General features: G+C 69.5%; 23 protein-coding genes and 1 tRNA gene. 22 read left to right on the top strand and 2 right to left on the bottom strand.

The annotated features are described in order from the left end of the window. Positions 1 to 764: 764 nt before the first annotated feature. The 3 genes from AC1U7O_RS04675 to AC1U7O_RS04665 all read left to right on the top strand — a co-directional run bounded on the left by AC1U7O_RS04675 (position 765) and on the right by AC1U7O_RS04665 (position 2,223). A tRNA-Leu gene (locus AC1U7O_RS04675) sits at positions 765 to 851 on the top strand. Positions 852 to 1,063: 212 nt separating this feature from the next. Continuing rightward, positions 1,064 to 1,804: a hypothetical protein gene (locus AC1U7O_RS04670; RefSeq protein WP_479893414.1), complete on the top strand. Its 741-nt coding sequence runs from the start codon at positions 1,064 to 1,066 to the stop codon at positions 1,802 to 1,804. 143 nt (positions 1,805 to 1,947) lie between these two features. After that, entirely contained in the window at positions 1,948 to 2,223 is a 276-nt protein-coding gene (locus AC1U7O_RS04665) for a sulfurtransferase TusA family protein (protein ID WP_479893413.1), read from the top strand. Here AC1U7O_RS04665 and rsmI read toward each other — a convergent pair. Then, positions 2,195 to 2,929, bottom strand: coding sequence for a 16S rRNA (cytidine(1402)-2'-O)-methyltransferase (gene rsmI, locus AC1U7O_RS04660; RefSeq protein WP_479893412.1), 735 nt, complete (start codon positions 2,927 to 2,929; stop codon positions 2,195 to 2,197). The two genes, AC1U7O_RS04665 and rsmI, sit on opposite strands and share 29 nt — an antisense overlap. A gap of 239 nt (positions 2,930 to 3,168) precedes the next feature. Here rsmI and ccsA point away from each other — a divergent pair, with 239 nt between their 5' ends. The 13 genes from ccsA to AC1U7O_RS04595 all read left to right on the top strand — a co-directional run bounded on the left by ccsA (position 3,169) and on the right by AC1U7O_RS04595 (position 19,269). Further along, the gene (ccsA, locus tag AC1U7O_RS04655; protein ID WP_479893411.1) at positions 3,169 to 3,972 is read left to right on the top strand and encodes a cytochrome c biogenesis protein CcsA; all 804 of its coding nucleotides are present in this window, start codon (positions 3,169 to 3,171) and stop codon (positions 3,970 to 3,972) included. Between the two features lie 21 nt (positions 3,973 to 3,993). Further along, positions 3,994 to 5,421 carry a glutamyl-tRNA reductase gene (gene hemA / locus AC1U7O_RS04650; RefSeq protein WP_479893410.1) on the top strand — a complete coding sequence of 476 codons (1,428 nt, stop codon included), beginning with the start codon at positions 3,994 to 3,996 and terminating at the stop codon, positions 5,419 to 5,421. Between the two features lie 91 nt (positions 5,422 to 5,512). Then, complete coding sequence (gene hemC / locus AC1U7O_RS04645) at positions 5,513 to 6,442, top strand: hydroxymethylbilane synthase (RefSeq protein ID WP_479893409.1); 930 nt, start codon at positions 5,513 to 5,515, stop codon at positions 6,440 to 6,442. Positions 6,443 to 6,447: 5 nt separating this feature from the next. Beyond that, the gene (cobA, locus tag AC1U7O_RS04640) at positions 6,448 to 8,010 is read left to right on the top strand and encodes a uroporphyrinogen-III C-methyltransferase (RefSeq protein WP_479893408.1); all 1,563 of its coding nucleotides are present in this window, start codon (positions 6,448 to 6,450) and stop codon (positions 8,008 to 8,010) included. Between the two features lie 12 nt (positions 8,011 to 8,022). Continuing rightward, positions 8,023 to 8,415 carry a CBS domain-containing protein gene (locus AC1U7O_RS04635; RefSeq protein WP_479893407.1) on the top strand — a complete coding sequence of 131 codons (393 nt, stop codon included), beginning with the start codon at positions 8,023 to 8,025 and terminating at the stop codon, positions 8,413 to 8,415. Between the two features lie 7 nt (positions 8,416 to 8,422). Then, on the top strand, positions 8,423 to 9,397 hold the full coding sequence (gene hemB, locus AC1U7O_RS04630; protein ID WP_479893406.1) for a porphobilinogen synthase: 975 nt from the start codon (positions 8,423 to 8,425) through the stop codon (positions 9,395 to 9,397). Positions 9,398 to 9,417: 20 nt separating this feature from the next. Next, positions 9,418 to 10,362, top strand: coding sequence for a bifunctional riboflavin kinase/FAD synthetase (locus AC1U7O_RS04625; RefSeq protein ID WP_479893405.1), 945 nt, complete (start codon positions 9,418 to 9,420; stop codon positions 10,360 to 10,362). A gap of 19 nt (positions 10,363 to 10,381) precedes the next feature. Continuing rightward, entirely contained in the window at positions 10,382 to 11,848 is a 1,467-nt protein-coding gene (gene tilS / locus AC1U7O_RS04620) for a tRNA lysidine(34) synthetase TilS (RefSeq protein WP_479893404.1), read from the top strand. Between the two features lie 5 nt (positions 11,849 to 11,853). After that, on the top strand, positions 11,854 to 12,402 hold the full coding sequence (hpt, locus tag AC1U7O_RS04615) for a hypoxanthine phosphoribosyltransferase (RefSeq protein ID WP_479893403.1): 549 nt from the start codon (positions 11,854 to 11,856) through the stop codon (positions 12,400 to 12,402). Positions 12,403 to 12,498: 96 nt separating this feature from the next. Beyond that, positions 12,499 to 14,313 (top strand): ATP-dependent zinc metalloprotease FtsH, encoded by a 1,815-nt coding sequence (ftsH, locus tag AC1U7O_RS04610; protein ID WP_479893402.1) that lies wholly within the window; start codon positions 12,499 to 12,501, stop codon positions 14,311 to 14,313. Positions 14,314 to 14,451: 138 nt separating this feature from the next. Next, on the top strand, positions 14,452 to 15,333 hold the full coding sequence (gene folP / locus AC1U7O_RS04605; RefSeq protein ID WP_479893401.1) for a dihydropteroate synthase: 882 nt from the start codon (positions 14,452 to 14,454) through the stop codon (positions 15,331 to 15,333). Between the two features lie 8 nt (positions 15,334 to 15,341). Continuing rightward, positions 15,342 to 16,697: a phosphoglucosamine mutase gene (glmM, locus tag AC1U7O_RS04600; protein WP_479893400.1), complete on the top strand. Its 1,356-nt coding sequence runs from the start codon at positions 15,342 to 15,344 to the stop codon at positions 16,695 to 16,697. Positions 16,698 to 16,713: 16 nt separating this feature from the next. Further along, positions 16,714 to 19,269 (top strand): DNA internalization-related competence protein ComEC/Rec2, encoded by a 2,556-nt coding sequence (locus AC1U7O_RS04595; protein WP_479893399.1) that lies wholly within the window; start codon positions 16,714 to 16,716, stop codon positions 19,267 to 19,269. Between the two features lie 84 nt (positions 19,270 to 19,353). Here AC1U7O_RS04595 and AC1U7O_RS04590 read toward each other — a convergent pair whose 3' ends face one another. Then, on the bottom strand, positions 19,354 to 20,769 hold the full coding sequence (locus AC1U7O_RS04590) for an integrase (RefSeq protein WP_479893398.1): 1,416 nt from the start codon (positions 20,767 to 20,769) through the stop codon (positions 19,354 to 19,356). A 173-nt stretch (positions 20,770 to 20,942) separates the two neighbouring features. Between AC1U7O_RS04590 and AC1U7O_RS04585 the strand changes: the two genes are divergently transcribed. The 6 genes from AC1U7O_RS04585 to AC1U7O_RS04560 all read left to right on the top strand — a co-directional run bounded on the left by AC1U7O_RS04585 (position 20,943) and on the right by AC1U7O_RS04560 (position 26,967). Next, entirely contained in the window at positions 20,943 to 21,281 is a 339-nt protein-coding gene (locus tag AC1U7O_RS04585; protein WP_479893397.1) for a hypothetical protein, read from the top strand. A 225-nt stretch (positions 21,282 to 21,506) separates the two neighbouring features. Next, positions 21,507 to 22,193, top strand: a complete 687-nt coding sequence (locus AC1U7O_RS04580) for a hypothetical protein (protein WP_479893396.1) — start codon at positions 21,507 to 21,509, stop codon at positions 22,191 to 22,193. Positions 22,194 to 22,266: 73 nt separating this feature from the next. Beyond that, on the top strand, positions 22,267 to 23,223 hold the full coding sequence (locus tag AC1U7O_RS04575) for a hypothetical protein (RefSeq protein WP_479893395.1): 957 nt from the start codon (positions 22,267 to 22,269) through the stop codon (positions 23,221 to 23,223). Between the two features lie 142 nt (positions 23,224 to 23,365). After that, a complete protein-coding gene (locus AC1U7O_RS04570; protein ID WP_479893394.1) occupies positions 23,366 to 24,196 on the top strand; it encodes an ExeA family protein in 831 nt (276 codons plus the stop codon). Then, positions 24,180 to 25,454 carry an HD-GYP domain-containing protein gene (locus tag AC1U7O_RS04565; RefSeq protein ID WP_479893393.1) on the top strand — a complete coding sequence of 425 codons (1,275 nt, stop codon included), beginning with the start codon at positions 24,180 to 24,182 and terminating at the stop codon, positions 25,452 to 25,454. The genes AC1U7O_RS04570 and AC1U7O_RS04565 overlap by 17 nt, the downstream gene beginning before the upstream one ends. Positions 25,455 to 25,635: 181 nt before the next feature. After that, on the top strand, positions 25,636 to 26,967 hold the full coding sequence (locus AC1U7O_RS04560; RefSeq protein WP_479893392.1) for a polysaccharide biosynthesis/export family protein: 1,332 nt from the start codon (positions 25,636 to 25,638) through the stop codon (positions 26,965 to 26,967).

Below are 26,967 nucleotides of genomic sequence, written 5' to 3'. Positions count from 1 at the left end.
CCTTTACCCTTTGTCCCTGTTCACTGTTCTCTTGAGCGGATGCCCGAGCCCCTCTCAGGGACGCCGCCCCCGGCGGTGACCCAGGCCGACGACCTTCTGTTGTGCCAGGCCGCCACCACGTCGGCAAGGGTCCCCGCTCGCCTTGTGCAAGGACGTGACGCGGCTGACCCTCAGCCGGAACAAAGATGCCGCCCGCCTGGTGCACGAAATCGGCGCGAGGCTGGGCGGCTGGCTGAAGTCGAGGAGGTCCGGTGCCGGCTGCCCCCCTTCTTCGGAGACCGGCTCGCGGCCGACCTCTTGCCGGATGACGGGGAAGCCTATCGGCGGAGCGCCGATGAATTGACAGTGGTCTTCCGCGACCTGTATAAGGTCCGCTACCTCCGCCAGGATCAGGGGCTTCTCCGCAGGGGGCGGTCGCTGGGGGCCCGCACCGCCCTTCGAGCATGCCGGGTGCGGGCGGGGGACGCATGATGACCGTCATGGCGATCATCGGATCGGGCATCGGCCGGAGCAAGGCGCACGCGTGACGACACGACCGCCGAGGGCGATCGTGCGCAGGCGGTCGCTAGCCCGCCCGCCTGGCCGCGCCGAGGCGTGCGGCGGGCTCCTCGCAGCCGCGAATCCGCCCGCCTGTGCGGACACGCCAGACGGGCGATTGCAGCAGAAGCGATCGCGGATCATGCGGGCTAGAGGGGTGACACCTCTTGAGCACCTGCCCCCGGGAGGCGAGGGCCCCGGTCGGCGATCAGACGAAATAACGGGCTGCCCGGATGGCGGAACTGGCAGACGCGCCAGACTCAAAATCTGGTTCTCGCAAGAGAGTGGGAGTTCGATCCTCCCTCCGGGCACCAGGACGGGAGCGGGCGGGGGCCCGCGGGGCGGCCGGCCACAGGGGGGAGTGGAGGGCGCCCGGGTCCTCCACAAGACCCATGGATTTCGCTTGACATCATCGGCGGGGTTGTCTATAGTCCCGCCTACTCACGTTATGACCATGTCGTGCTCGGCTCGGCGGATCGGGTGTCCTTCAGCATTCTTTATTATCCAACCTACAAGGAGGCGGCTCATGCGTAAGGTATTCGCGTTGGGAGCGGCAATCCTCTTTGCGGGCACCGTCGGCGCGGCGGTGGCCCAGGAGCGCCTGCCGCAACATTCCGGGTTCGGCACCGGCGTCGGCGAGAACGCCGGCGTCGGGTCGCGTTCGCAAGTGTGGGACCGTGCCGCATTCCTGGATCGGCTGTCGCAGCCCGAGACGTTGTATGGTCGCATCCTCGCCATCGACCTTCCGGGCCGGAAGATCCACTTGGAGACCGGCGGCAGCTCCCACGATGAAGGGCGGGCGGGCACCGGCGCGATGTCCTCCATCACCGTGTACATCGACGACAGCACGAACATGGACCAGCTCCGCGTGCTGAACAACGGCGACGACGTGGTGGTGCAGGCCGTCGAGGAAACCAGCGCCAAGCAGCCCTACGGCACGGGCCGGAAGCTCGTCCGCGACATCAACGTGATCCGGGGCAACGAGAAGCTGGCCGGCTTCGGCGGCCTCGGGCAGCGGCCCGATCCCTCGACCGAGCGCGGCATCATCACGAACTCCGGCGGGCTGACCGGCGGTGTGGCGGGGCAGGTGCTCCCCGGCGAGGTCACCTCGGCCAAGGGCTTCATGAGCGAGGTCGGCGAAGTGACCGGCGCGGCTCCCTGCTGGAACTGCGACCCGCAGCCGGGCTGGGGCTACTCCGGCGGTCCGAAGACCGACTACGGCGACGCCGAGAAGCCCAACCTGGTGAAGGGGCTCGGCGGCCAGTAAGCGTCGGCCGGACGGTCGGCGGCGAATCGAAGGGGGGCGGCTTCGGCCGCCCCCGCTGTTTTGGGGGCGAAGCCCGCCGCTTGCCGATCCGCCGTCGCTCTGAGAGGATGAGCGCCCGCCGCCAGAGTCCACGGGATTCGGACATGACGATCAAGCCCAGTCGCGAACAGGCCGACCACCGGACGGCCCCGATCGAGGAGCTGGACCTCCGCGGCGTGATCTGCCCCTACAACTTCGTCAAGACCAAGCTCAAGCTCGAAACGATGGAGCCGGGACAGGTCCTCGCCGTGATCCTCGACGAGGGCGAGCCGATCCGCAACGTGCCGCGGAGCGTGAGCGACGACGGCCATCTTGTCCTGAGCCAGGAGCGCCACGACTCCGCCTATCGCGTCATGATCCGGAAGTGCGGCGCGACCTGATTCTGCCCCCCTTCCCCGCGCCGCCCCGCTTCCGGGCCCTTGCCTCGATCACCACCGTCACCGCCTCGCCGACGGCTCCGCGCGGCAGCCGCGCCAGGACGTCCTGCACGGTGCCGCGGAAACAGGCCTCGGAGGCGAGGGTCAGGTCCGTGGCCAGCGCGATCCGCCTCGGGCCGATCTCCCGGCTCAGGGCCAGGAGGGTTGCGCGGATACGATCCACCGAGTCGAAGAGCACGACGGTCCGCGGCTCCCGCACGACCGCCCCGAGAAAGCGCCGCCGCGCCTTCGGCGATCGAGGGACGACGCCCGCATGGACGAAGGAATCGAAGCCGAACCCCGAGGCGGAGAGCGAGGCCGTCAGGGCGGAGGGGCCGGGAATGGGCGAGACCTTGATGCCTTCCGTCAGCGCCTGATCAACCAGGAAGGCGCCGGGGTCGTTGATCGACGGGGTACCGCCGTCGCAGACGAGGGCCACGTCCCGTCCCTCCAAGAGCCGTGCGATCAGGATCGGCGCCTTCTCCTCCTTGTTGCGGTCCTGGTAGCTGGTGAGGGGAGTCGGAATGCCGTACCGGTCGAGCAGGCTCCTGGTCACCAGCGGGTCCTCGGCGGCGATGACGGCGACCGATTCCAGGATGCGGACGGCTCGACGCCCGAGGTCCTCGGGGTTGCCGATCGGCACGCCGACGAGATAGAGAGTGCCGCTCACCGTCCTCTCCGGGGTGGCCCCGCCGCATCCTACGCCCGCGCTCGGGGAAAGTCGAACGACGGTCCGGTGCAGGGGGGGTGGGCTCTGCTTCAGGGAGTCCCCGCGCGATCGGGCCCGCCCGCCGCGCGTTTCCGGCCGGCCACAGCCTCCGTTCCTTGACTCCCTGGTTTTTGCGAGGCTATAATCGCCGGGTCGTCGGATGGAAATTTTTCTCTGAAAAGTTGCGAGGATAGGAAAGAGTGTCCGGTGCATTCTTCATGGTCACGGTCGTCCTTTACCTGGCGGGAACGGCCTGTGCGCTCGCCTACCTCCTCCGGCGCTCTGAGGCCCTCTCGCGGGTCTTGCTGGTCCTCGCGGCCGGCGGGTTTCTGGCCCATAGCGTCGCCCTGCTCACCCGTCTCATGGCGTCGGGGCATGTTCCCCTCGCGAGCTTCGACGAGGCCATGTCCTTCTTTTCCTGGGCCCTGGTCCTGGTCTTCCTCGTCGTCGGGATGCGCCACCACCTCCATGTGCTGGGGGCCTTCATCCTCCCGCTGGCGTTCATCTCGCTCGTCTCCGCGGCCGCGCTGCCGCGCGAGGTCCCGACGCTGGCGCCGGTGCTCAAGACGGTCTGGGTGCACGTCACCCTGAGCATGCTCGGGACCGTGGGCTTCGCGGTGGCGTTCGTGGCCGGCATCATGTACCTCATCCAGGACCGCTTGCTCAAGTCGAAGCGGTTCAACGTCCTGTACGCCAAGCTCCCGCCGCTCGATTTCCTCGACCGGTTGAATCAACAGTCCATCGTGCTGGGCTTCCCTCTCCTGACGCTCGGGATCATCGCCGGCGCGATCTCGGCGGAGTTCGCCCGGGGGTCCTACCTGAACTGGAATCCCGAGCAGACGTGGGCGTTGGTGACCTGGGTCTTTTACTTCGTGGTGCTGCTGGGGCGCATCACCGTCGGGTGGCGGGCCAAGCGGGCGGCCTACCTGACGATCATCGGCTTCGCCGGCGTCGTGCTCACGTTCATCGGCGTCGTGCTCAAGCCCCACGGGCCGCTCGCTTAAGGACCTGGTGCGTCGCCGCCGATGAACATCATCGTCGTCGGGTTGAGCCACAAGACCGCTCCGGTGGAGGTGCGGGAGCAACTCGCCGTGCCCGAGAGCCGGATGGGAGAGGCGCTGGCCCGTCTGCGCGCCTATCCCGGCGTCCGGGAAGGCGTGCTCCTCTCCACCTGCAACCGCGTGGAAGTGTACGCCGTCGTCGAGCAGGTCGAGCGCGGCTATGCCGCCGTCCAGGAATTTCTCGCCGACACGCACATGGCGCTCTCCTCCGAGCAGTTGACGCCCCACCTGTATTGGCACGCCGGCGATCGAGCCATCGGGCACCTCTTCCGCGTCGCCGCCAGCCTCGACTCGATGATCGTCGGCGAGCCGCAGATCCTCGGCCAGATCAAGGACGCCTTCGAGTGCGCGCTCGCCCACAAGGCCACGGGCGTGGTGCTCAACAAGGTGGTGAAGAAGGCCATTTCGGTCGCCAAGCGCGTCAGGACCGAGACCCGGATCGCCGAGACCGCCGTGTCCGTCAGCTACGCCGCGGTCGAGCTGGCCAAGAAGATCTTCTCCAACCTCTCGGAGAAGACCGTCCTGCTCGTCGGAGCCGGGGAGATGGCCAAGCTGGCCGCGCGGCACTTCATCGGCCAGGGCGTCCGGCAGGTGATGATCACGACCAGGGACCTGCACGGGGCGGTCGAGCTGGCGAAGCGGTTCAACGGCACACCGGTTCCCTTCGACGAGTTCCGGCGGGAGATGGCCCAGGCCGACATCGTCCTCTGCTCGACCGGCGCCGCCCGCTACCTGATCCTCGCGGAGGACGTGCAGCGCGCCGTGCGAGAGCGGATGAACCGTCCGATCTTCCTGATCGACATCTCGGTTCCGCGCAACATCGACCCCGCGGTCAAGGACATCGACAACGCCTTCCTCTTCGACATCGACGACCTCCAGACGCGGGTCGAGCAGAACCGCGAGGAGCGCATGCGGGAGGCCGGTAAGGCCGAGCGCATGGTGGAGGAAGAGGTCGGCGTCATGCTCCGGTGGCTCAAGTCGCTGGAGGTCACGCCGACCATCGTGGCCCTGCGCCGGCGCGCGGAGGCGATCAAACAGGCCGAGCTCGACAAGGCCCTCGGCCGGCTCGCCGGCCTCGGTCCCCAGGAGCGTGCGCTGGTCGAGGGGCTGGCCTCCTCGATCGTCAACAAGCTGCTGCACGGCCCGCTGATGACGCTCAAGGCCGAGGCGCAATCGACCGACGGCCTCGCCTTCGTGGAAGCGGCGCGGCGGTTCTTCCGCCTGGAGGCCGTGGAGGACCCGGCCGGAGCGGTGCTGCCGGGGGAGGCGGCTTCCTCGGAGCCGGCACCCTCCGCGGCGAGCGAGGAACCGGCGCCGCCGGCCGCCCCCCGCTCCGTGCGTCCGGCCGCGGAAGTGACGCCGGGCCCCGCGGGCTCCCGGGGCGAGGCCTGACCGCCGGTCACGGCGGCGCGGCGGCGGCGGGGCCGTCGGCCCACCTGGTCCGGACTCAGCCGATGCGGCGCGCGTGAACGAAAGGAGCGGGATGGGGTCCGCGTTGGTGATCGGCACGCGCGGCAGCCAGTTGGCGATCTGGCAGGCGGAGTGGGTGCGGGCGCGGCTCCTGGAAATCGCGCCCCATCTGACCGTCCGGCTGGAGCGCATCAAGACGTCGGGGGACAGGATCACCGACGTCCCGCTGGCGACCATCGGCGGCAAGGGTCTCTTCGTCAAGGAGATCGAGGAGGCCCTGCTGGACGGCCGGGTGGACCTGGCCGTGCACAGCATGAAGGACGTGCCGACGCAGTTGCCGGCCGGACTGGAACTCCTCTGCGTGCCGCCCCGCGAGGACGCGCGCGACGCGCTGATCAGCCGGACGGGCGCGGCGCTGGAGAAGTTGCCGCGCGGCGCGCGGATCGGCACGAGCAGCCTCCGCCGCCAGGCGCAGTTGCTGCACCGGCGACCGGACCTCTCCGTCGAGATGCTCCGGGGCAACCTCGACACGCGGCTGCGCCGGCTCAAGCACGGCGACTATGACGCGATCGTGCTGGCCGCCGCCGGCCTCCGTCGCCTGGGTTTGGCGGACGCGGTGTCGGAGTACCTGAGCGCGGAGGTCAGCCTGCCGGCGATCGGCCAGGGCGCGCTGGGCATCGAAGGCCGCTCGGACGACTCAACGGTCCGGACCCTGCTCGCGCCCCTGAACCACGAGCCGACCAGGCTCGCCGTCGCCGCGGAGCGCGCGCTGCTCGAACGGCTGGAGGGGGGCTGTCAGGTGCCGATCGCGGCCCACGCGAGCCTCTCGGGCGAGCGGCTGACGATGGAAGCCCTCGTGGCGAGCGTGGACGGCCAGCGGGTGGTCCGGGACCGCATCGAGGGACCGGCCGCGGGCGCCCGCGCGCTGGGGCTCGCGCTTGCGGAACGGCTCCTGGGCGGCGGCGCGGACGAGATCCTCCGGGCGATCTACGGACGGGGCTGAGGTCGATGAGCGGGAAGCGCGGCATCGTCTATCTGGTCGGGGCGGGACCCGGCGACCCGGGGCTGCTCACGCTCCGCGGGAAGGCATGCCTGGAGCGCGCCGATCTGGTGCTCTACGACCACTTGGCGAACCCGGCCCTTCTCGCGTATGCTCCCGCCCACGCCGAGCGCGTCTACGTCGGTCGGCGCGGCCGCGGCGGCTATCAACGGCAGGAGGAGGTCCTGCGGCTCCTCGTCGCCGGCGCGTGCGAGGGGAAGGTCGTGGTGCGGTTGAAAGGCGGCGATCCCTTCGTCTTCGGGCGGGGCGGGGAGGAGGCGGAGGCGCTGGCCGCGGCCGGCGTGCCCTTCGAGGTCGTGTCGGGCGTCACGGCGGCCGTCGCCGTGCCGGCCTACGCCGGGATTCCGGTCACGCACCGCGCCTGGGCGTCCACCGTCACCTTCGTGACGGGCCACGAGGACCCGGACAAGGGCGGGACCGCCCTAGAATGGCCCCGCCTGGCGTCCGCGAGCGGCACGCTGGTCTTTTTGATGGGCCTGAAGAACCTCGACACGATCGTCGAGCGACTGCTCGCGGAGGGGAAGCCCGCGGCCACGCCCGTCGCCCTCATCCGCTGGGGGACGCGGGTGAGCCAGCAGACCGTGGTCGGGACCCTGGGCGATATCCGGGCCCTGGCCCGGGAGGCGGCGCTGGAGCCGCCCACCGTGATCGTGGTGGGGGAGGTGGTGCGCCTCCGCGACCGGTTGAACTGGTTCGAGCGCCGGCCGCTGTTCGGCAAACGCGTCCTCGTGACCCGTCCCAAGGAACAGGCGGGCGAGCTGTCCGCCCTGCTCGTCGAGGCCGGGGCGGAGCCCGTGGAGTGCCCCACGATTCAGGTCGTCCCGCCGGAGGACTGGGCGGAGCTGGATCGGGCGGTCGCCGAGCTCGATGGGTTCCAATGGCTGGTCTTCACCAGCGCCAACGGCGTGAGGATGTTCATGGACCGGCTGACGGCCGCAGGGCGGGACGGGCGGGCGCTGGCCGGCCGGCAGCTCTGCGCCATCGGCCCCCGCACGGCGGCGGAGCTGGCGCGCGCGGGCCTGCGAGCCGACCTGGTGCCGGCGGCCGAGTACCAGGCGGAAGGCCTGCTCGCGGCGATGGTCGCGGCCGGCGTGGCGGGCCGACGCGTGCTGATCCCGCGGGCCGCGGTCGCGCGCGAGCTGCTCCCCGACGAGCTCCGGCGGCTCGGCTGCGAGGTCCGGGTGGTCCCGGCCTACCGGACCGTGCTGCCGAGAGTCGAGGTCGCCGAGCTCAAGGAGCGGCTCCGGCGCCGGGAGCTGGACGTCCTGACGTTCACGAGTTCCTCGACGGCGGCCAACTTCGCCCGGCTGTTCGACGGCCGCGAGGAGCTGGTCGCGCTCACGGCCGGCACGGTCGTGGCGTGCCTCGGTCCCATTACGGCCCGGACGGCCGCGGAGGTGGGCCTGTCCGTGTCGGTGACGGCCGGCCGGAACACGATTCCCGCGCTGGTCGAGTCGCTCATCACCCATTATTCACGTCATGATGAAGCCGTCGCGCCCGCGCGCGGCTAGGAGGAACCCGCTATGGTGCCAGTGAAGTCGTTCATGGTCCCCCTCGCGAAGCTCGTCACCGTCGACCGCGATACCGACGTGCGGACGGCCGCTCAGGTGATGCGGGACCGGGAGATCGGCAGCCTGTTCGTGACGAAGGGGAAGGACATCATCGGCATTCTCACGGACACGGACATGGTGCGCCGGTCGGTCGCCGTCGGCGCCGACCCGACGAAGACCACGGTCGAGCAGATCATGTCGGCGCCCATCGTCACGATCGAGGAGGGCAAGACGCTGCTCGACGCGAACGACTTGATGGCGCGCGAGCACCTGCGCCACCTGGGGGTCACGCGGGAGGGGCAGTTGGTCGGCATGATCTCGGTGCGGGACCTGGTGGTGTTTCTGACCAACCTGCCGAGGAAGTGAGGGCGCGATGGCCTTTCCGCGCCAGCGACTCCGGCGGTTACGGCGGAGCGAGCCCCTGCGCCGGATGGTCCGCGAAACGAGACTGTCCGCCGCCGACCTGATCTATCCGATGTTCGTGACCGTCGGCCGGGGGCGGCGCGAGGAGATCGGTTCCATGCCGGGCCAGTACCGCTGGTCCGTCGATCTTCTGGTCAAGGAGGCCGGGGACGTCCTGCAGCTCGGGATTCCGGCGGTCATGCTGTTCGGTATCCCCGACCGGAAGGACGAGCGCGGCACCGCCGCCTATGACCCCCAGGGCATCGTCCAGGAGGCGGTGCGGGCGCTCAAGAGTCACGCGCCCGACCTCGTGGTGATCACGGACGTCTGCATCGACGAGTACACCGACCACGGCCACTGCGGGCTCGTGAAGGACGGCCGGATCTTGAACGACGAGACCCTGGACTGCCTGCGGCGGATGGCCGTCACCCACGCGGACGCGGGCGCCGACATGGTCGCCCCCTCCGACATGATGGACGGGCGCGTCGCCGCGATCCGCGACGCGCTCGACCGAGCCGGCCACCCCGAGCTGCCCATCATGGCCTACGCGGCGAAGTTCGCCTCCTGCTTCTACGCGCCCTTTCGGGAGGCGGCCGACTCCGCCCCGAAGTTCGGCGACCGGCAGTCCTACCAGATGGACCCCGCCAACGCGCGCGAGGCCCTGCGGGAGATCGCGCTCGACGTCCAGGAGGGCGCCGACATCGTCATGGTCAAGCCGGCGCTGCCCTACCTCGACGTGATCGCCGCGGCGCGGGCCCGGACGCGGCTTCCGATCGCCGCCTACCAGGTGAGCGGCGAGTACAGCATGATCAAGGCCGCCGCGGCCGCCGGCTGGCTGGACGAGGGGCGGGCGATGATGGAATCCCTGCTGGCGATCAAGCGCGCCGGCGCGGACCTGATCCTGACCTACTTCGCCAGGGACGCCGCCCGGCTGCTGCCGGGATGAGCGGCGCGGCGGGTGACGCGATGAAGATCACGCGGGGGCTCGCGGCCTACGAGCGGCGGCCGTACCCGGTGCTGACGATCGGCAACTTCGACGGGCTCCATCGGGGACACCGCGCGCTGCTCGCCGCCGTCGTCGAGGCGGCGCGGCGCGCCGGCGGCACCGCGATGGCGCTGACCTTCGACCCGCATCCGGTCGCCGTGCTCGCGCCCCAGGCGGAGATCCGCCTGCTCCTGACGCCGGAGCAGAAGCTGGCGGGGCTGCGGGGGGCGGGTATCGAAGAAACAGTGATCCTGGAGTTCAGCCGGGCCTTCGCCGCACTCACACCCGAGGCCTTCGTCCGGGAGATCCTGGGCGACGGGCTCGGGGTCCGCGAGCTCTTCGTCGGGGAACACTTCGCCTTCGGGAAAGGACGGGCGGGGCGGATTGAAGACCTCGTGCGCCTGGGCGCCGCGGCGGGCTTCGTCGTGCATCCGATGGCTCCCGTGCGGGTGGACGGCGAGCCCGTCAGCTCCACGCGCATCCGGTCGCTCCTGCAGCAGGGCGAGGTGGGGGCGGCCGCCCGGTGCCTCGGCCGGCCCTACCGGCTGGAGGGGTCGGTGATCGCGGGCGAGCGTCGTGGGACGGACCTGGGGTGGCCCACCGCCAACCTGGCCCTGCCGACGGGGCGGGCCGTGCCGGCTGACGGCGTCTATGCCGCGCGGGTCGTCCGCGGGGTCGAGTGTCTCGACGCGGTGGCCTACATCGGGTCCCGCCCCACCTTCGGCGCGGGACCGCGGCTGCTGGAGGTCTACGTGCTCGACCGGCGGATGGAGCTCTACGGCGAGGAGATCGTCGTGGAGTTCGTGGAGCGGCTCCGCGGCGACCTGCGGTTCGCCTCGGCGCAAGAGCTAGCGGACCGGATCGGCGTGGACGTGGCCCAGGCCAGGGCCTCTTTGAAGGCGGCGGGACCGATGGCGGAAGCCTGAGGCGGCCGACGGGGCGGGGATGGCGCGAGCCTGTCAGAACGAGCGCCGCGGCGGGCGGCTCCTCCGCCGGGTCGAGGCGGCTATCCGGACGCGGGGCCTGTGCGCGCCCGGCAATCGGGTCCTGGTCGCGGTGTCGGGCGGGCCGGATTCGGTGGCGCTGCTGTGCGCGCTCGCGGACCTGGCGCCGTCCTGGCGTCTCGCGGTGGAAGCGGTCCATGTCCACCACGGCCTGCGCGGCGCCGAGGCCGACGAGGATGCGCGGTTCGTGGCGGCGCTCTGCGACCGGCTGGGGATTCCCTGCCGGATCGCGCCCATCGCGGTCCGGCGTCCTGCATCGGGACGGGCTCGGCGCTCGATCCAGGAGTCGGCCCGGGAGGCCCGTTACGCAGCCCTGCGGGCCGCGGCCCGGGACCTGGGCGCGGACCGGGTCGCCTTGGGCCATACGGCCGACGACCAGGCCGAGACGCTGGTCATGTGGATGGTGCGCGGAGCCGGGACGGCGGGGTTGGCCGGGATTCCCGAGGAGCGGGAGGGGCTCTTCATCAGGCCGCTGCTGGGGATCGGGCGGGCCGAGATCCTGGCCGACCTCGAGGCCCGGGGCCAGGCCTTCCGCCAGGACAGCAGCAACGAGAAGCCCTGCTACCTGCGGAACCGGGTCAGGCGGGTGATCCTGCCCGAGCTGACGCGGTTCAACCCCGGCCTGCTCAAGGTGCTGGAGCGACAGGCCCGCATCCTCCGCGAGGACGACCGGTGTCTGGAGGAGCAGGCCGGGGAGCAGGTCCGTCGGCTGGCTCGTTTCGACGGCGCGGCCGGCCTGCGGCTGGACCGCGAGGGGCTGCTGGCCCTGCCCTTGGCCCTGCAGCGGCGCGTCGTGCGCGCGGCGCTGCGGCTGGTGTCCGGCCGGGAGAAAGGACCGCGGTTCGGCGCGGTCTCGGCGGTGCTGGAGCGTGTCGTCCGCGGCCGCTCGGGCGCCGGCGTGAGCGTCCACGGGGCGATGGTGAGCCGGGAATACGGCCTGCTGCGGTTCGAGCAGGCGCCGGCGACCGGCCGGCGGCCGGCGGACGCGGAGACGGCGGTGCCTCTGGAGATTCCCTCCGAGACTCCGTGGCCGGCGACCGGCCAGGTCATCCGGGTGAGGGTGGCCGAGGCCTCCGACGCCGTGGGAATCGGGGACACGACCGCGGCGCCGCGCGCGGCGGTGCTCGATGGCGCCCGGTTTACCTGGAAGCTCGTGGTCCGGGCGTGGCGGCCGGGCGACGTCTTCCGCCCCCTCGGCATGGGCGGCCACCGGAAGAAGCTGCAGGACTATTTCGCGGACCTCAAGCTGCCCAGGCGGGAGCGGCGCCTGGTCCCGATCATCGAGGCGCCGGAGGGCATCCTGTGGGTGGGAGGACACCGGCAGGACGAGCGGTTCCGCCCCGGCCCTTCGACGACCACGAGGGTGATCATGGAATTGGTGGACCGAGAGACCGAGGGAGGGCACTAGCGACCATGGAGCGGATCTTCGGGCGCCCGATCGTCACGCAGGAAGAGATGCGGACCCGCATCAAGGAGCTGGGTCGCCAGATCACGGCGGACTACGAGGGCAAGGACCTGATCCTGGTCGGCGTCCTCAAGGGCGCCTTCGCCTTCTACGCCGACCTGGCCCGGGCGATCCGCATCCCTCTGCGGGTGGATTTTCTGGTCGTCACCAGCTACGGCTCCAAGGCCAGCACGTCGGGGAAGGTGAAGATGGTCACCGACCTGACGGAGGACATCGCCGGCCGGGACGTCTTGCTCGTGGAAGACATCGTGGACTCGGGGCTCACGGTCCAGTACCTGATGAAGACCCTGTCCAAGCGCCGGCCCAAGTCCATCAAAGCCTGCGCGCTCTTGAGCAAGCCGGCCCGGCGCACGGTGAACGTGACCGTGGATTACGTCGGGTTCGAGATCGCCAACCAGTACGTGGTCGGGTACGGGCTGGATTATCAGCAGAAATATCGCAATCTTCCGTACCTCGCCGTGCTCGACAAGGTGGACGACGAGGGGCAGGGATTCTGAGCGGCGCAGTTGTCAGCTTTTTCCGCACTATGCTAGAATCCAGCGATCTTTTCCGGTTCTCATCCCCGGCTTCATGATCGCGCGCGGAGGGGGCGGATGAATTCTCGCGTCAAGAACCTGCTGTTCTGGGTCGTCGTCGGCCTCTTCATGATCCTGCTCTTCAACCTCTTCAGCGTGCCCACTCATGCCCCGGAGGAGGAGGTCATCTTCAGCGAGTTCATGACCTACCTGGACAAGGGCGAGGTGACCAAGGTCACGATCAAGGCCAACCACATCAACGCGATCCTCAAGGACGGCACCAGGATCCGCACCTACTCCGTCGAGTATCCCGAGCTCGTGAGCGTCCTGCGGGAGCGCAACGTCCAGATCGAGGCCAAGCCCCCGGACGAGAGTCCCTGGTACGTCACGTTCCTGGTGACCTGGGGGCCGTTCATCCTGTTCCTGGGTCTGTGGTTCTTCATCATGCGCCAGATGCAGATCGGCGGGAACAAGGCCCTGTCGTTCGGCAAGAGCCGGGCGCGCATGCTGACGGAGGACCGCAAGAAGATCACGTTCTCCGACGTGGCGGGGATCGACGAGGCCAAGGAAGAGGTCGCGGAGATCATCGAGTTCCTCAAGGACCCCCGCAAGTTCCAGAAGCTGGGCGGGCGCATTCCCAAGGGCGTGCTGATCGTCGGCCCGCCCGGCACGGGCAAGACGCTGCTCGCCAAGGCCATCGCGGGCGAGGCCGGCGTGCCGTTCTTCAGCATCAGCGGCTCCGACTTCGTCGAGATGTTCGTGGGCGTCGGCGCCTCGCGCGTCCGGGACCTGTTCGAACAGGGGAAGAAGCACGCGCCCTGCATCATCTTCATCGACGAGATCGACGCGGTCGGCCGGCTGCGCGGCGCCGGCCTCGGGGGCGGACACGACGAGCGCGAGCAGACCCTCAACCAGCTCCTCGTGGAGATGGATGGCTTCGACACGACGGAAGGCGTGATCCTCATCGCGGCGACCAACCGGCCGGACGTCCTCGACCCGGCGCTGCTCCGCCCCGGCCGCTTCGACCGGCAGATCGTCGTGAACCGGCCCGATCTCCGCGGGCGCACCGAGATCCTCAAGGTGCACACGAAGAAGGTCCCGATTGCGCCGGACGTGGAGCTGGAGAGGATCGCCCGCGGGACGCCGGGGTTCTCCGGCGCGGACCTGGAGAACCTCGTCAACGAGGCGGCCCTCTGGGCGGCGCGCCAGAACAAGAAGGCGGTGGAGATCGCGGACTTCGAGATGGCGAAGGACAAGGTCCTCATGGGGGCGGAGCGCAAGAGCATGATCCTCAGCGACGAGGAGAAGCGCGTCACGGCCTACCACGAGGCCGGCCATGCGCTGATGGCCAAGCTCCTGCCCGGGACCGACCCGGTGCACAAGGTCACGATCATCCCGCGCGGTCGGGCGCTCGGCGTCACCATGCAGTTGCCGACCGACGATCGCCACAACTACACCAAGGAATTCCTCTACAACAACCTCGCGATCCTGATGGGCGGGCGGGTGGCCGAGGAGCTGGTGCTCAAGCACATCACGACCGGCGCCGGCAACGACATCGAGCGGGCCACCGACCTGGCGAGGAAGATGGTCTGCGAATGGGGGATGAGCGACCGGCTGGGCCCGCTCACCTTCGGCAAGAAGGACGAGGAGATCTTCCTGGGGCGGGAGATCGCGACCCGGCGGGATTTCAGCGAGCAGGTCGCCATCGAGATCGACCACGAGATCAAGCGGCTGATCACCGAGAACTACGAGCGCGCCAAGCGGATGCTCACGGAGCACATGGGCACGCTCAAGGCGCTGGCCGAGGCGCTGCTCGAGAAGGAAGTGCTCGAAGCGCCGGAGATCGACGAGATCATCCGCCAGGGGTCGCTCCCCCAGACCGTGCCAGCCTGACCGCCGGCCTCCCGGACCTCCCGGCCGCCGTCCGACCGGAGCCGGGGATGCGCCTCCGATCCTCCGCGCTCCCCCCAGCGGCCGCGCTCCCCGGACCGTCGGGGCAGGGGGCGGTGGCGCTCTTCCCACAGGACGACCGTGGCGACTTCCTCGCGGACATCCCCCTTCGAGCTTAGGCTGGCCGGCGGCCGTTCCTTGCCCCTGGACGGCACGCCCTTGGTCATGGGCATCCTCAACGTCACCCCCGATTCCTTCTCCGACGGCGGCCTTTTCCTCGACCCGGACGCCGCCGTGGCGCGCGCCGCGGCGATGGCGGAGGAGGGCGCAGATATGATCGACGTCGGCGCGGAGTCCTCGAGGCCAGGCTCCGAGCCGGTGGATGAGGCGGAGGAAATCCGCCGGCTCATGCCGGTTCTCAAGGGGGTCCTCCGCGAGGTGGATCTCCCCATCTCGGTGGATACCACGAAGGCGGGAGTCGCCCGGCGCGCGCTTGACGCGGGCGCGGCGCTCATCAATGATATCAGCGCCCTGCGCTTCGATCCGGCGCTCGGGCGCGCGGTCGCCGAGGCGGGGGCGGGATTGGTCCTAATGCACATGCGCGGCACCCCGAAGACGATGGGCCAGGCCGGGGGCGAGGGCGACGTCGTCGCCGAGGTTCGGGAGTTCTTCCGCGAACGCCTCCGGGCGGCGGCGGAACTGGGGGTCGCGCCGGCGCGGATCCTGCTCGATCCCGGGATCGGGTTCGGGAAGAATCGGGCCGAGAACCTGGCGCTGATCGCGCGGCTCGATGAGTTCCGGCCGCTGGGACGGCCCCTGCTGATCGGCGTGTCCCGCAAGACCTTCATCGGCGAGCTGCTGGGGCGCTCAGTCGGCGAGCGGCTCATGGGGACGGCAGCGGCCGTGGCCGCGGCCGTGTTGCGGGGGGCGAGCATCGTGCGGGTGCACGACGTCGCGGCGATGCGGGACGTCGTCAGGCTGGCCGGGGCGATCCGCGAGGCCGAGGCCGGCGCGGTCGGGTGAGGAGGACGATGGGCAAGCTGTTCGGGACGGACGGCGTCCGCGGGGTGGCCAACCTGGAGCCGATGACGAGCGAGACGGCGATGAAGCTGGGGCGCGCCGCCGCGTTCCTGTTCAAGCGCCGGGCCGGTCGCCACCAGATCGTCATCGGCAAGGACACCCGGCTGTCCGGCTACATGCTGGAATCCGCCCTGACCTCCGGCATCTGCTCGATGGGCGTGGACGTGCTGCTCGTCGGGCCCATGCCCACGCCGGCGGTCGCCTTCCTGACCCGCAGCCTGCGCGCGGACGCGGGCGTGATGATCTCGGCCTCCCACAACCCCTACCAGGACAACGGCATCAAATTTTTCTCCAGCGACGGCTTCAAGCTGCCCGACGAATTCGAGTCCCGGATGGAGGAGCTGATCACCTCCGACGAGATCGAGCACCTGCGGCCGACGGCCGACGCCGTCGGCAAGGCCTTTCGCGTGGACGATGCGGAAGGGCGCTACATCGAGTTCGTCAAGCAGTCACTCCCTCGGGAGATGGACCTCCAGGGGCTGAAAGTCGTCATCGACTGCGCCCACGGCGCGGCCTATAAGGTGTCGCCCAAGGTCTTCCGCGAGTTGGGCGCGACGGTCTGGGTCGTGGGCGACGAGCCGAACGGGACCAACATCAACGAGGCCTGCGGGGCCGTGCACCCCGAGCAGTTGCAGGCGGAAGTGCTGCGCCGGCGGGCCGACGTGGGCCTCGCCCACGACGGGGACGCCGACCGGGCGATCTTCGTCTGCGAGCGGGGCACGATCGTGGACGGCGATCACGTCATGGCCGCCCTGGCGCTCGACCTGAAGGGCCGGGGCCGGCTCAAGGGCGACACGGTGGTCGGGACCGTGATGAGCAATTTCGGGCTCGAGCGGGCGCTGGCCGAGGCGGGGATCGCCCTCGTCCGGACGCCCGTGGGGGACCGGTACATCCTGGAGCGGATGGTAGCCGAGGGGTACAACTTCGGCGGCGAGCAGTCCGGCCACCTCATCTTCCTCGACCACAATACCACGGGCGACGGCCTGATCTCCGGGTTGCAGGTCCTGAGCCTGATGAAGCGCACGGGGCGGCCACTGTCCGACCTGGCCGCGACGATGAAGGCCGTGCCCCAGGTGCTCTTGAACGTCCGCGTGGGCGCGAAGCCCCCCTTGGAGCGCATCCCGGACATCCAGGGGATGTTGCGGGCGGCCGAAGCGAGGTTGAACGGGGCGGGACGCATCCTCGTCCGCTATTCGGGCACGGAGCCGCTGCTCCGAATCATGGTCGAGGGGGAGCCGGAGCCGCTCATCCGGTCGGTGGCGGACGACCTGGCCGCCCTCGTGCGGGCCCGTATCGGCGCGGGCTAGCCCGTCGGACGGACCGGTGTCGCCGGTGTTGCCGCTGACCGCTGGCTCCTTCGCCGCCGGGTTGGCGCTCGGGTCGTACCTGCCGTACCTTCCCCTGTCCGTCCTCCTGCTCCTGCTCGGCCTCGGCGCGGTCCTCACGGCTCTGGAACGGGCGGAACGTCTGGAGACCCGGGTGGGGCTCCTCGTCTACGGCGCGGTCCTGGTCGGTCTGGTGGTGTGGACCTGGGCGGCCGGCGCGGGGGCGGGCGCGCGGGCCGCCGGCCGTGCCGCCGCGGAGCCGGTGGCGATCCGCGGCACCGTCGTCGAGCCGGTCCGCCATGCGCCGGGACGCCTGACGGCCGTGGTGTCGGTGACCCCGTCGGAGTCCGGCGAGGACCCTGCCGAGGGACGCCTCCGACTGACCTGGCGCGATCCCGACCGCCGCCTGGCGCACGGCGACCGTCTCGCCGTCACCGCACGCCTGCACGAACCCGCCTTTCCCGTCAACCCCGGCGGCCTGGACTTCGAGTCGGTGCTCGCGCGGCGCGGCATCGGGACCCTCGCCTCGGTGTCCGGACCCGGTCAGGTCATGGTATCGCCGCCGGAGGGGCTGTACTGGCGGGCCTGGGCGCTCATCGACGGCTGGCGCGATCGAATCCGGGCGGCGGCGGCGCGTTCCCTCGACGGGTCGGCGCTCGGCGTGTTCCTGGGCATCGTCATCGGCGAGTCGGGCTATCTCACGCCGGAGGTGCGCGACCGCTTCATGGCGACGGGCACCGTGCACATCCTCTCCATCTCCGGCTCCCACCTCGGCCTGATCGCGCTCCTGTCCTTTTTCGTCGTGAAACAGGCGGTGCGTCGCCTGCCCGCCGCCTGGCTGCTCGCCCTGTCCCGGCACATCACGGCCACACGGCTGGCGGCCGGCCTGACCGTCGTTCCCGTGACGCTGTACGCGGTCCTGGCCGGCGCCGAGGTGGCGACCGTCCGCGCCCTCATCATGATCCTGCTGTTCCTGCTCGCGGTATGGCTCGGGCGCGAGCATCGTCTGACGACGGCCGTGGCCGTTGCCGCGGTCCTCATCCTCACCCACCAGCCGACGGCCCTGTACGACATTTCCTTCCAGTTGTCCTTCGCGTCGGTCCTGGCGATCGCCCTCGTCTGGGAGAGAAGGGAGGCCCGGCCGGGCGAAGAGGGGCGGCCAGCTCCCGGTCCGGCCCGGAGGCTCCGTCGCTGGCTCGGCGACTACGCCCTGGTCACCGGGGCCGTCACGATCGCGACCCTGCCCTTGACCGCCTGCTACTTCAACCAAGTCGCCTGGCTGGGCCTGCTGGCCAATCTCCTCGTCGTGCCGTTCGTCGGTCTGCTGCTGGTGCCGCTGGGACTGTGCTCCGCGCTCTGGCTCCTGACCGCGGGAGGGGATAGCCTGCCGGCCGCGCCGTTGAACCAGGCCCTGCTGAAGCTGTTGGACGGGGCGGTCGCCCGGCTTGCCGCCGTGCCGGGGGCCGAGTGGCACGTGGCCTCCCCCTCGCCGCCGGCCGTCGGGGCCTTCTACCTGCTGATCGCCGCGGCCGTCCTGCGCGGCGCCGGGCGGCGGCTGCGGGCGGGCTGCGGCCTTGCGGCCCTCTTCCTGCTGGTCTGGTGGATATGGTCGCCGAGGCCGCCGTTTGAGGAGGGCCGGCTCAGGGTGACGTTCCTCGACGTGGGGCAGGGGGACGCGACGGTGATCGAACTGCCGGACGGTCAAACCGTGCTGATCGACGGGGGAGCGGCCTACGATACTCTGGACATGGGACGGGCGGTGGTGAGCCCCTTTCTCTGGGATCGGGGAATCAGGCGGCTGGACCACGTGATCGGGACCCACCCCCAGCTCGACCATGTCGGCGGCCTGGCCTCGATCCTGGAGAAGTTTCCCGTCGGGACCTACTGGAGCAACGGCGCCGACAGGGACGAGGCGTTTTACCTGCGGCTGAAGGACGTCCTGGCCCGACGCGGCATTCCCGAGCGGATCGTGCAGGCCGGTGATCGGCTTCTGGACGTCCGGGCGTGTCGGCTCGATGCGCTCAATCCGCCGGCCGACGGCGGAAAAGCTGCGGGCGGCGCGGTGCGGGTAGAGGCGAAGACCATGAGCGGGACCGCCCTGAACAACCTCTCGGTCGTCGTCCGCTTGGACTGCGGCCCGCACGCATTCCTTTTTCCGGGCGATGTCGAAGTCGAGGCGCTGGCGCGGATGAGGCGAGAGGGGCGGTCGCAGAAGACCGCGGTCGTGAAGGTACCGCATCACGGCGCCCGCAGTTCGCTCGACTCGCAGTGGTTGCGTCAATTGGATCCGGACGTGGCGGTCGTGTCAGTCGGACGGAGAAACCCCTACGGCCATCCCGCGCCGGCGGTGCTGGACGTCTATCGCGAGCTGGGGATTCCTCTCCACCGGACGGACGTGGAGGGGGCGGTCTCGATCTCCGTCTCGGCAGGGTCGGGGGTGCACGTGCGGGGCGCCAGGGCGAGCCGCCCGCAGTCGGTGGTCGTCGATCGGCGGCTGCCGGCGCGGGAATGGGACAATCTCGGCCGGCTGTGGCGTGTCTGGACGGAGACGTGACGCGGACCCTCCGGGATTCCATCGCGCCGATCAAGTGCCCCTGTCAAGCCATCTGAAAATCTTACCCACGGGGGGATCGTTGCGTCATTTCTCAATCTTACCGAGCGACTCCTTCCCGGAGCCCGGTTTTGCGGGTCTTCGGGTTGCCTGCCGGAGAAACGGCCTCCGCATGTGCCTCATACGGGGCGATCGCCGGGTGGGCCAAGCTGGAGTATCCCCCCTCAGGTCGTTGGGACCCGGCCCTCCCCCGCTTCTGGTGTTGGACCCGTGGACTGAACGTCCCCCGCGCCACGGGGGGGTCGCTCGCGGCTGCGGCGGCCGGGGGGTCGTCTCGCGTGGCGTGCGCGTCGCCCGCGTGGCGAGCGCCCCCAACCGCTCCAGGGAGCGGTCAATCCGCTGCGAGAGCACGAACGGATCGGTGGTCGCCATGATGTGCTCCAGCGCCGCCACCTTCTGCGGATCCGCCTCCGCACACGCCTTCACCCGCTCGAACGGCGTCTGCGGGCGGTCATAGCGCCGGATCAGCCGCGAGCCCACCCGCACTTTGCGCACCAGTTTCATGGAGGGCTGAAACAGATTCTGAAAGAGCCGTAGGTCTGCGTACAGCGCATTGAGCGCCTGCCAGGCCGCCGGGCTGTCATACCGCTCCCAGCCCACCAGCTGGCGCACATGCGTCCAGTTCTTCTGCGCCACATGCGCGTTGTCATCCTTCTTATAGGGGCGCGAGCGGGTGAACTGCACCTGCTGGCCGGCGGGCCGCGCCTGACACCACGCCAGCAGATGATCGTTGATGAACTCGCTCCCGTTGTCGGAATCGACACCCCGGAGGGGGAACGGCAATTGTTCCTCGATCGCGGTCATGGCCTGCACGACCCCGTGGCGGCTCTTGCCCAGGACCGCCTGGCGCTCCACCCAGGTCGTCTGAATGTCCACGCAGTCCAGCGTGTGCAGGAACTCCCCGGCGGCGGAGGCGCCGGAGTGCGATACCAGGTCAATTTCCACATAGCCAGGCTTGGTGACGTCCCACTGGTCCGTCTTGATCGGAATGAGGTGCTTGAGCAGCGAGCCCGGGCGCGTCGTCCCATAGAGGCGTCGCGTGATCCGCTGCTTGCGCTCCCGCAGGCGCCGGTCGAGCTGCCGAGCACTGATGCGCTGAAGCTGCTGCTCCAGAGTCGGGGTGAGGCGCACCCGGCGGCGCAGCCAGGGCAGCCAGTGCGGGAGGGCGGCCTTGAGCCGTTGGCCACACAGATAGCCCGAGGCCGCCCAGATCTGGGCCACGAGCCGAATCACCTCCTCCGAATAGGTCGGCCGCCGCCGGGCCACCCGGCGCACCGGCGGCCGGGGTGGGGCCGCCCGGCTCAGCAGCCCAATCGCGTACTTGCGATGATAGCCACACATTCGCGTCACTTCGTCCAACAACGCCGAGCGCGTCACCCGGTTGGCCCGTTGATACCGCTGCCACATGACTCGCAGATACTCGTACTTCGACCGTCGCGCCATCCCTCCTGCCTCCATCCTCCCCCTCCTTCCGACCCGCACCGGGCGGACCTGGAGGGTAAGAATTACAAATGACGCAACGATCTGTCTCTCGGTAAGATTTTAGATGACTCAATACGGTGCCTTGAATCCCCCGTGAGGGGGGAGTAGAATGCCGGCGCCGGGGGACCATGGGCATGAGGCGCAGACATTCCCGCTCGTTCGGCCGGAGCAATTGGAAGTTCGTCGCGGGGCTGACGGCCACGTGCGCGGCGGTGGCGTTGGGAACCGCCGTCGCCACGCAGGGGCTGGAAGGCATGATGAAGCGGGTGTCCCTGGCCTTCAAGGCGATGGACAACCCCGCGCAGCTCTCCGCCGAGGAAAAGGCGGAGGTCAAGAAGCTCATCAAGGACAAGAAGTCCGCCAAGGAAATGTACGACAAGATGTCTCCCGAGGAGCGGGAACGCGCGAAGCAGCAGTTCAATACACTCAGTGAAGAGCAGAAGCAGAAGTACCGGGAGCTCATGGGCAAGTAACGGAGCCCACTCTCTGGCTTCGATTGTGCCCCTTCCCTCCAATCCCTTCGTCCCCGGGCGCGGTGACGCCGCTCCCGGGGCCCTGGCTCCCTTTCCTCTCCACGAAGGCCGGCGGGTGCGGCCCGGTGGTCCTCCGGAGCAATGGCGGGCCACTCCTCCCTGTCCCGGAGGGATGTGTCCGCTGGTCCCGGGGGCGGGGTCCGATCGCCGGAGTGGAGACCCGACATGAAACCGAGGACTCACGGACCGGGTGCGCGGCGTCGTCTCGGCGCCCGGCTTGCGATCGGTGCGCTGCTCGGCCTTTCCGCCGGCTGCATGAACTACCTGAGCGGCTTCAGCACCGCCTACCCGGTCACCGAGGCGTTCCGGACCCATTTCGCGACCAAGACGGTGGACGAGCGGCTCGTCTACGTCATCTGGGTGGACCATGAATGGGTCCGCGATGCCGTGGACAGTTGGCTGCGCGATCGGGGGCATTCGATCGTGGACCCGGTCGTCTTCCAGAAGCTCCTCGACGAGAACAAGCTGAAGATCACCAATACGCCCGACGACGAAAAGGTCGTCATGATCGGCGCCCGGCTGGCCGGCGCCCAACAGGTGTTGTTCGGCACCTCGAAGATTTCCTCGGAGTTCGAGGGGCGCCGCTTGATCACGGAGCATGGGGGGTTGGGCCAGAAGGAAACCTACTACGACGTCATGGTCGCGCTCCGGAGCTTCGATTTGGAGACCGGCAACCTGGCCTGGCGATCCAGCGCCCGATATTCCAAGGCGACGGGATACCCGATGCCCAGTCTTGTGACGCTGTCGGTCTGGGCGATCGCGCGGGGCATGTGTCCCACGGAGGAGGGGTTCGAGTGGCGCGATCCCACGAGCGTGAACGATCGAGCCGGCTGTCTTGCCAAACAGGGATGACCGGCCTCGGCCACGCCGACTCGGGAAGGCGGATGACCGGCGTCGATCCGTTTCGATGGAGGGGAACCCGGCTGTGACCGCACGGCTCGTGGTCGCGCTCGTGGCGCTCGTCTGCCAGGCCTGCGCCAGTCCCATCGCCAAGCGGGCGGTGGACCATACGCCGACCTGGCTGGTCCGCCTCGACAGTTACCGCGACCCCGCCTTGGCCGCCCGGGCTCGGTATGACCACCCGGCGGAATGGACCGACGCCAACCTGACCGAGGTGCTCGAGCACGTCCGCGTCGTCGGCGCGGGGGAAGGGGCTCAACCGCAGCCGGCCTTGACCTACGGTGAGTTGAGCCAGATCGCGCCGGGGATCAGGGAAGCTCTCCATCGGGCGAGCGCCTCGGAGTGGGTCGCCTTCGCGGTCATTCAGCCGAAGGCCACCTACCGGACCTTCACCTCCGGCGGCCTGTTCCTCAAGGAAGGAAAGCTTTACGTAATGATCGCCAACCACCGCGTGCGGCTTCCTCCCGGCAAAACCGAGGTCGTTGACCCGGTCAAGGCATCCCCCCTCCGGCCCGTGGGCGGCTCCGCCAAGCCCCTGACCTTCGAACCGGTCGAGTATGTGGTCGGGGCCGACGGGGCCTGGGTCCAGGAGGAGGGAGCGCAGCCGGTCAGCCTGGTGGCGATCGACCATACAGCCTATCTCGCCGCCCATACGTCGGTGCGGGTCCTGCCGACGGGGCCGGCCCCGCCGAAGGAGGCGACGGCGGAACACAAGCCGGTCCCCGCCCAGCCGCAGGCCATGAGCCCTGTCCCGATGCAGAAGGCAGACTCGGGTTCGGCCAGCGAAGGGTCAGGGGATGCCGCCGCCAAGCCAACATTCTCGCCGGGCACGGCGGATCTGAAGGCCAACTTGCAGAAGCTCCAAGAGGAACGTGACCGGCTCAAAAAGCTGATGGATGAACAGGGACGTCCGGCTTCCACGCCGCCGCCGGCTGGCGAGGCTCTGGAGCTGAAGGGGGGAGAAGCCGCAGCCGGCCGATGAGTCGGTCACTGGAGCGACGGCTCACCGGAGCCGTCCTTGCGGCCTGATGGGGGGTGTCGGACGAAAGGAATTTGACAAATCAAGGCGTTACCGGCACAATACGAAAAAAATTGGCCAGGGTTATCCACAGGCGGACCATAGCGTGCACTACGAGCCCTACTGGGGCCTGAAAGTTTCGCCCTTCGAAAACGTCCCTGACCCGAAGTTTTACTTTCCTTCGCCCAAGCATGAGGAAGGGTTGCACCGGCTTCTCTACGGGATCCAGGCACGGAAAGGGGCGGTTCTGCTGACGGGGGAGATCGGCTGCGGCAAGACGACGTTGAGCCGAAAACTCATTCAGCACCTGGCCCAGGATCGCTATGACACGGCCCTCATCGCCAACCCCTCGATCGACGCCCAGGAGTTTCTGGGGGAAGTCCTCTACCAGTTGGGGGTCGAGACGCAGGCCACGAAGCTGGAGCGGCTGCACCGGTTGAACGAGTACCTCGTGGACAACCTGAGGCAGGGCAAGGACACCATCATCATCGTGGACGAAGCCCAGGCCATCAGGGACGACACGGTGTTCGAGGAGCTGCGATTGCTCCTCAATTTCCAGTTGAACGACCGGTTTCTCCTCACCCTGATCCTGTTGGGGCAACCGGAGTTGAACGAACGGCTCGACGCGATTCCCCAGTTCGCCCAGCGGGTTGCGGTGAGGTTTCACCTGCCGGCGTTCGACCTGCTGGAGACGACGCGGTACATCGAGTTTCGGATCAAGACCGCGGGGGGGGAGGGCGGGCGGCCGATCTTCTCGACCGAGGCCGTCGAGTTGCTCTACAAGCACTCCGGCGGAATCCCCCGCAACATCAATACGCTGGCTGACCTGGCCCTACTGACCGGGTGTCTGGAGCGCAAGGCCCAGATCGACGCGCAGGTCGTCATGCGCGTGGCGGCGGACTTTCGTGTAGGAGAGCACGGTGGTACGGCTCACTGACCTGATCCGGGGCGCAAAAGAGCTCACCGAAGGTGAGCAGGGCGCCGAGGAGAAGAAATCCGCCGAGCAGGCGGCTGCTCCCGCGTCGCCGCCTGCCGCGTCTCCGCCCCCGGCCCAGCCCGTCACGCTCAGGGTGCTCAAGGAACACCTTGAGCGCGAGGCGTCGGCCCTTCCGTCCGAGCCCCAGGGCACGCCGGTCACGTTGAGGGCGCTGGTCGGCGCCCAGACCGCCGCGCCCTCGCCGCCGCCTCCCGTTCAGGGGCCGCCAGTCCAGCCGCCGCCCGTACCGGTCGCTGCGCCGCCGCCCCCGCCGGTCACCGTGCAAGCCGGGCCGGTCGAGACGGCTCCGCCCAAGGCCCCGGTGCAGGCGCCGGCGCCGACCGTGGACTGGTACGCCCAGGCGGAAGCCGCTCTCACGGCCATCGCCAAGCTCATCCGGCAGGGACGGCCCTTCGTCCTCGCGGATGTCGCGCAGATCGCCAACGGCTTCGTGGCGTCGCTCAGCCAGGACGATCGGCTCCTGGTCCGGGCGATCTCCCACCAGAGCGGCCCGTCCTTGGTCGGGAACATGGTCCACACGGCCATCTATACCATCAAGATCGGCATGGGCCTGGGCTACAGGAAGGATGAGCTCTCCAGGGTCGCGCTCGCGGCCCTGCTCCACGACGTGGGCATGTTCCGGCTGCCGGAGCAGCTCCTGGAAGAGCCCGGGCGGTGGAGCCAGGAGCAAATCGCCGTCCTCCAGCGTCATCCGCAGTTCGGAGAGGAGCTGTTGAAGAAGGTCGCGCCCGACAGCCCCTGGCTGGCGGAGGTCGTCGGCCAGGAGCATGAGCGGCTGAACGGCACGGGGTATCCCCGCAGGCTCCAGGGGCCGCAGATCCATGAGTTCGCCTTCGTGATCGGCCTGGCGGACATCCTCGACGCGATGCTGCGCTCCAGACTGAACCGCCAGGCGATGCTGCCGTTCGAGGCCGTCCGCCTCCTGCTGGTGCGCGAGAAAGCCTCGTTTCCCACGAAACTCTTCAAGAGCCTGCTGCAGCAGTTCTCGCTGTTTCCGGTCGGCACCTGGGTGAAGCTGACCTCCGGCGAGGTCGGCGAGGTGGTCCGGTTGAACCCGCGGTTTCCGCTCCGCCCCACCGTCAAGGTCATGATCGATCAGGGCGGGCAGCGGCTCCGGGAGCCGCGGGAGATCGACATCAGCGCGACGCCGCTGGTACACGTGGCGGAAATCGTCGATCGTGTGCAACTGGCCTTTTGATCCCGGCTCGGCGGTCCTCGGAGGGTGGAGAGGGAGGTCTGGCATCCACTCATCCACCCGCGAGCGGCGTCCGCAGGCGATGCGCACGGCCTTGGGGGCGGAACCGGTCACGGAATCGTCCGCCCGCGGAGCGGAACGCATCCACCGTACCACCATGTCCCCCCCGCGAGGGTCTGAGTCCATGCGTCGCTCGATAGCCCGCCGCCTGTCGGTGCTGCTCCTGGCGGCCGGTGCGGCGGCCATGCTCGCGGCCTGCTCCGACTGGCCGAGCCCCCACCAGCCGAAGGTCCCGGACCCCCTCTTCCAGTTGCCCGTCGCGCCCGCGAAGGCCGTCAGGGGGGTGGAGGCGAGGCAGCCGGACCCGGAGGACCTCATCCAGCCCGGGGACTCCCTGGAGGTCACCGTCCGGCGGGGCGGCGGGGAGGAGAAGTACCCCGTGACGGTCAGGCAGAACGGCCTCATCACGGTCGCCTTCACCGACATCGACGTCCGCGGGCTGGACGAGGCGGCGGCGGAGGCGCGGATCACCAGGGAGATCGCTCCCTTCATCAAGCAGCCTCGGGTGCAGGTGCGTCTGCTCAAGGGCGCGGAGCGCGAGCGCTTCATCTACGTCACGGGGGAAGTCCGCCGCGGCGGCAAGCTGAAGATGAGCAAGCGCACGACGATCCTCTCGGCCGTGGCCATCGGCGAGGGCTTCTCCGACATCGCCGACATGAGCAAGATCGTCGTCATCTCGCCCCGGGAGGGCCACAAGAACCTGGTCCGGGTGGCCGACATCGAGAACGCGCTCAAGACCGGCGACATGTCCGCGGACCTGCAGTTGCAGGACGGCGACATCGTCTTCGTGCCGCGGTCCAGGATGGGCGACTGGAGCGTCTATTACAACCGGGCCCTCTCACCCGTCCTGAACAGCTTGCTGACGGCATCGAATATCGTTTTCATCAACAAGGCCCTGTACGACCTGTTCAACCCCACCTCGGCGCAGACCCAGGCCACGGTGCCCGTGTGCTGGGTCGCGCGGGCGCTTTATGGGGATGACGCCTGGCAGCCCAAGGTTCTGCGCTGGTACCTCCTGGGCCCCTTCTCGGACCATTGGTACGGGCGGCTGTTCGCGGACCTCTACGTCGAGTACGGCGAGCGCGTCGCCGACTTGCTGAAGCGGCACGAAGCCGCGCAGGCGCTGGTGAGGCCGCTGTTCGACCGCCTGCTGGAGCGGGCGGTCGAGGCGGCGGATCGGCGGCTGCCCGGGTTCGCGGCGGCGGCGCACATGTCTGACCATCATGCCCGCGCAGGCTCCAACATGCCGGCCACGGAGGGAAACCGTCCGAGGCAGGCCCCGGCCGTGGACCGTCACCCCGGCGACAGCCGGGGTCCAGGCCAAGCTCTGGATTCCGCCTCCCACCGGAATGGCGGAAGGGGCGCAGGGGTGACAGCGCGCACCGTCCCGCGTCCCGCGCGTGCGGGCGGGAGCGCCCTTCAGCACGCAGGCGCGTCACGGGTCGCCGCTTCCTGA

This window comes from Candidatus Nitrospira neuquenensis, from assembly GCF_979578155.1.
Note: the sequence above shows the minus strand (reverse complement) of the source record. Positions and strands in the feature narration are given on the sequence as shown.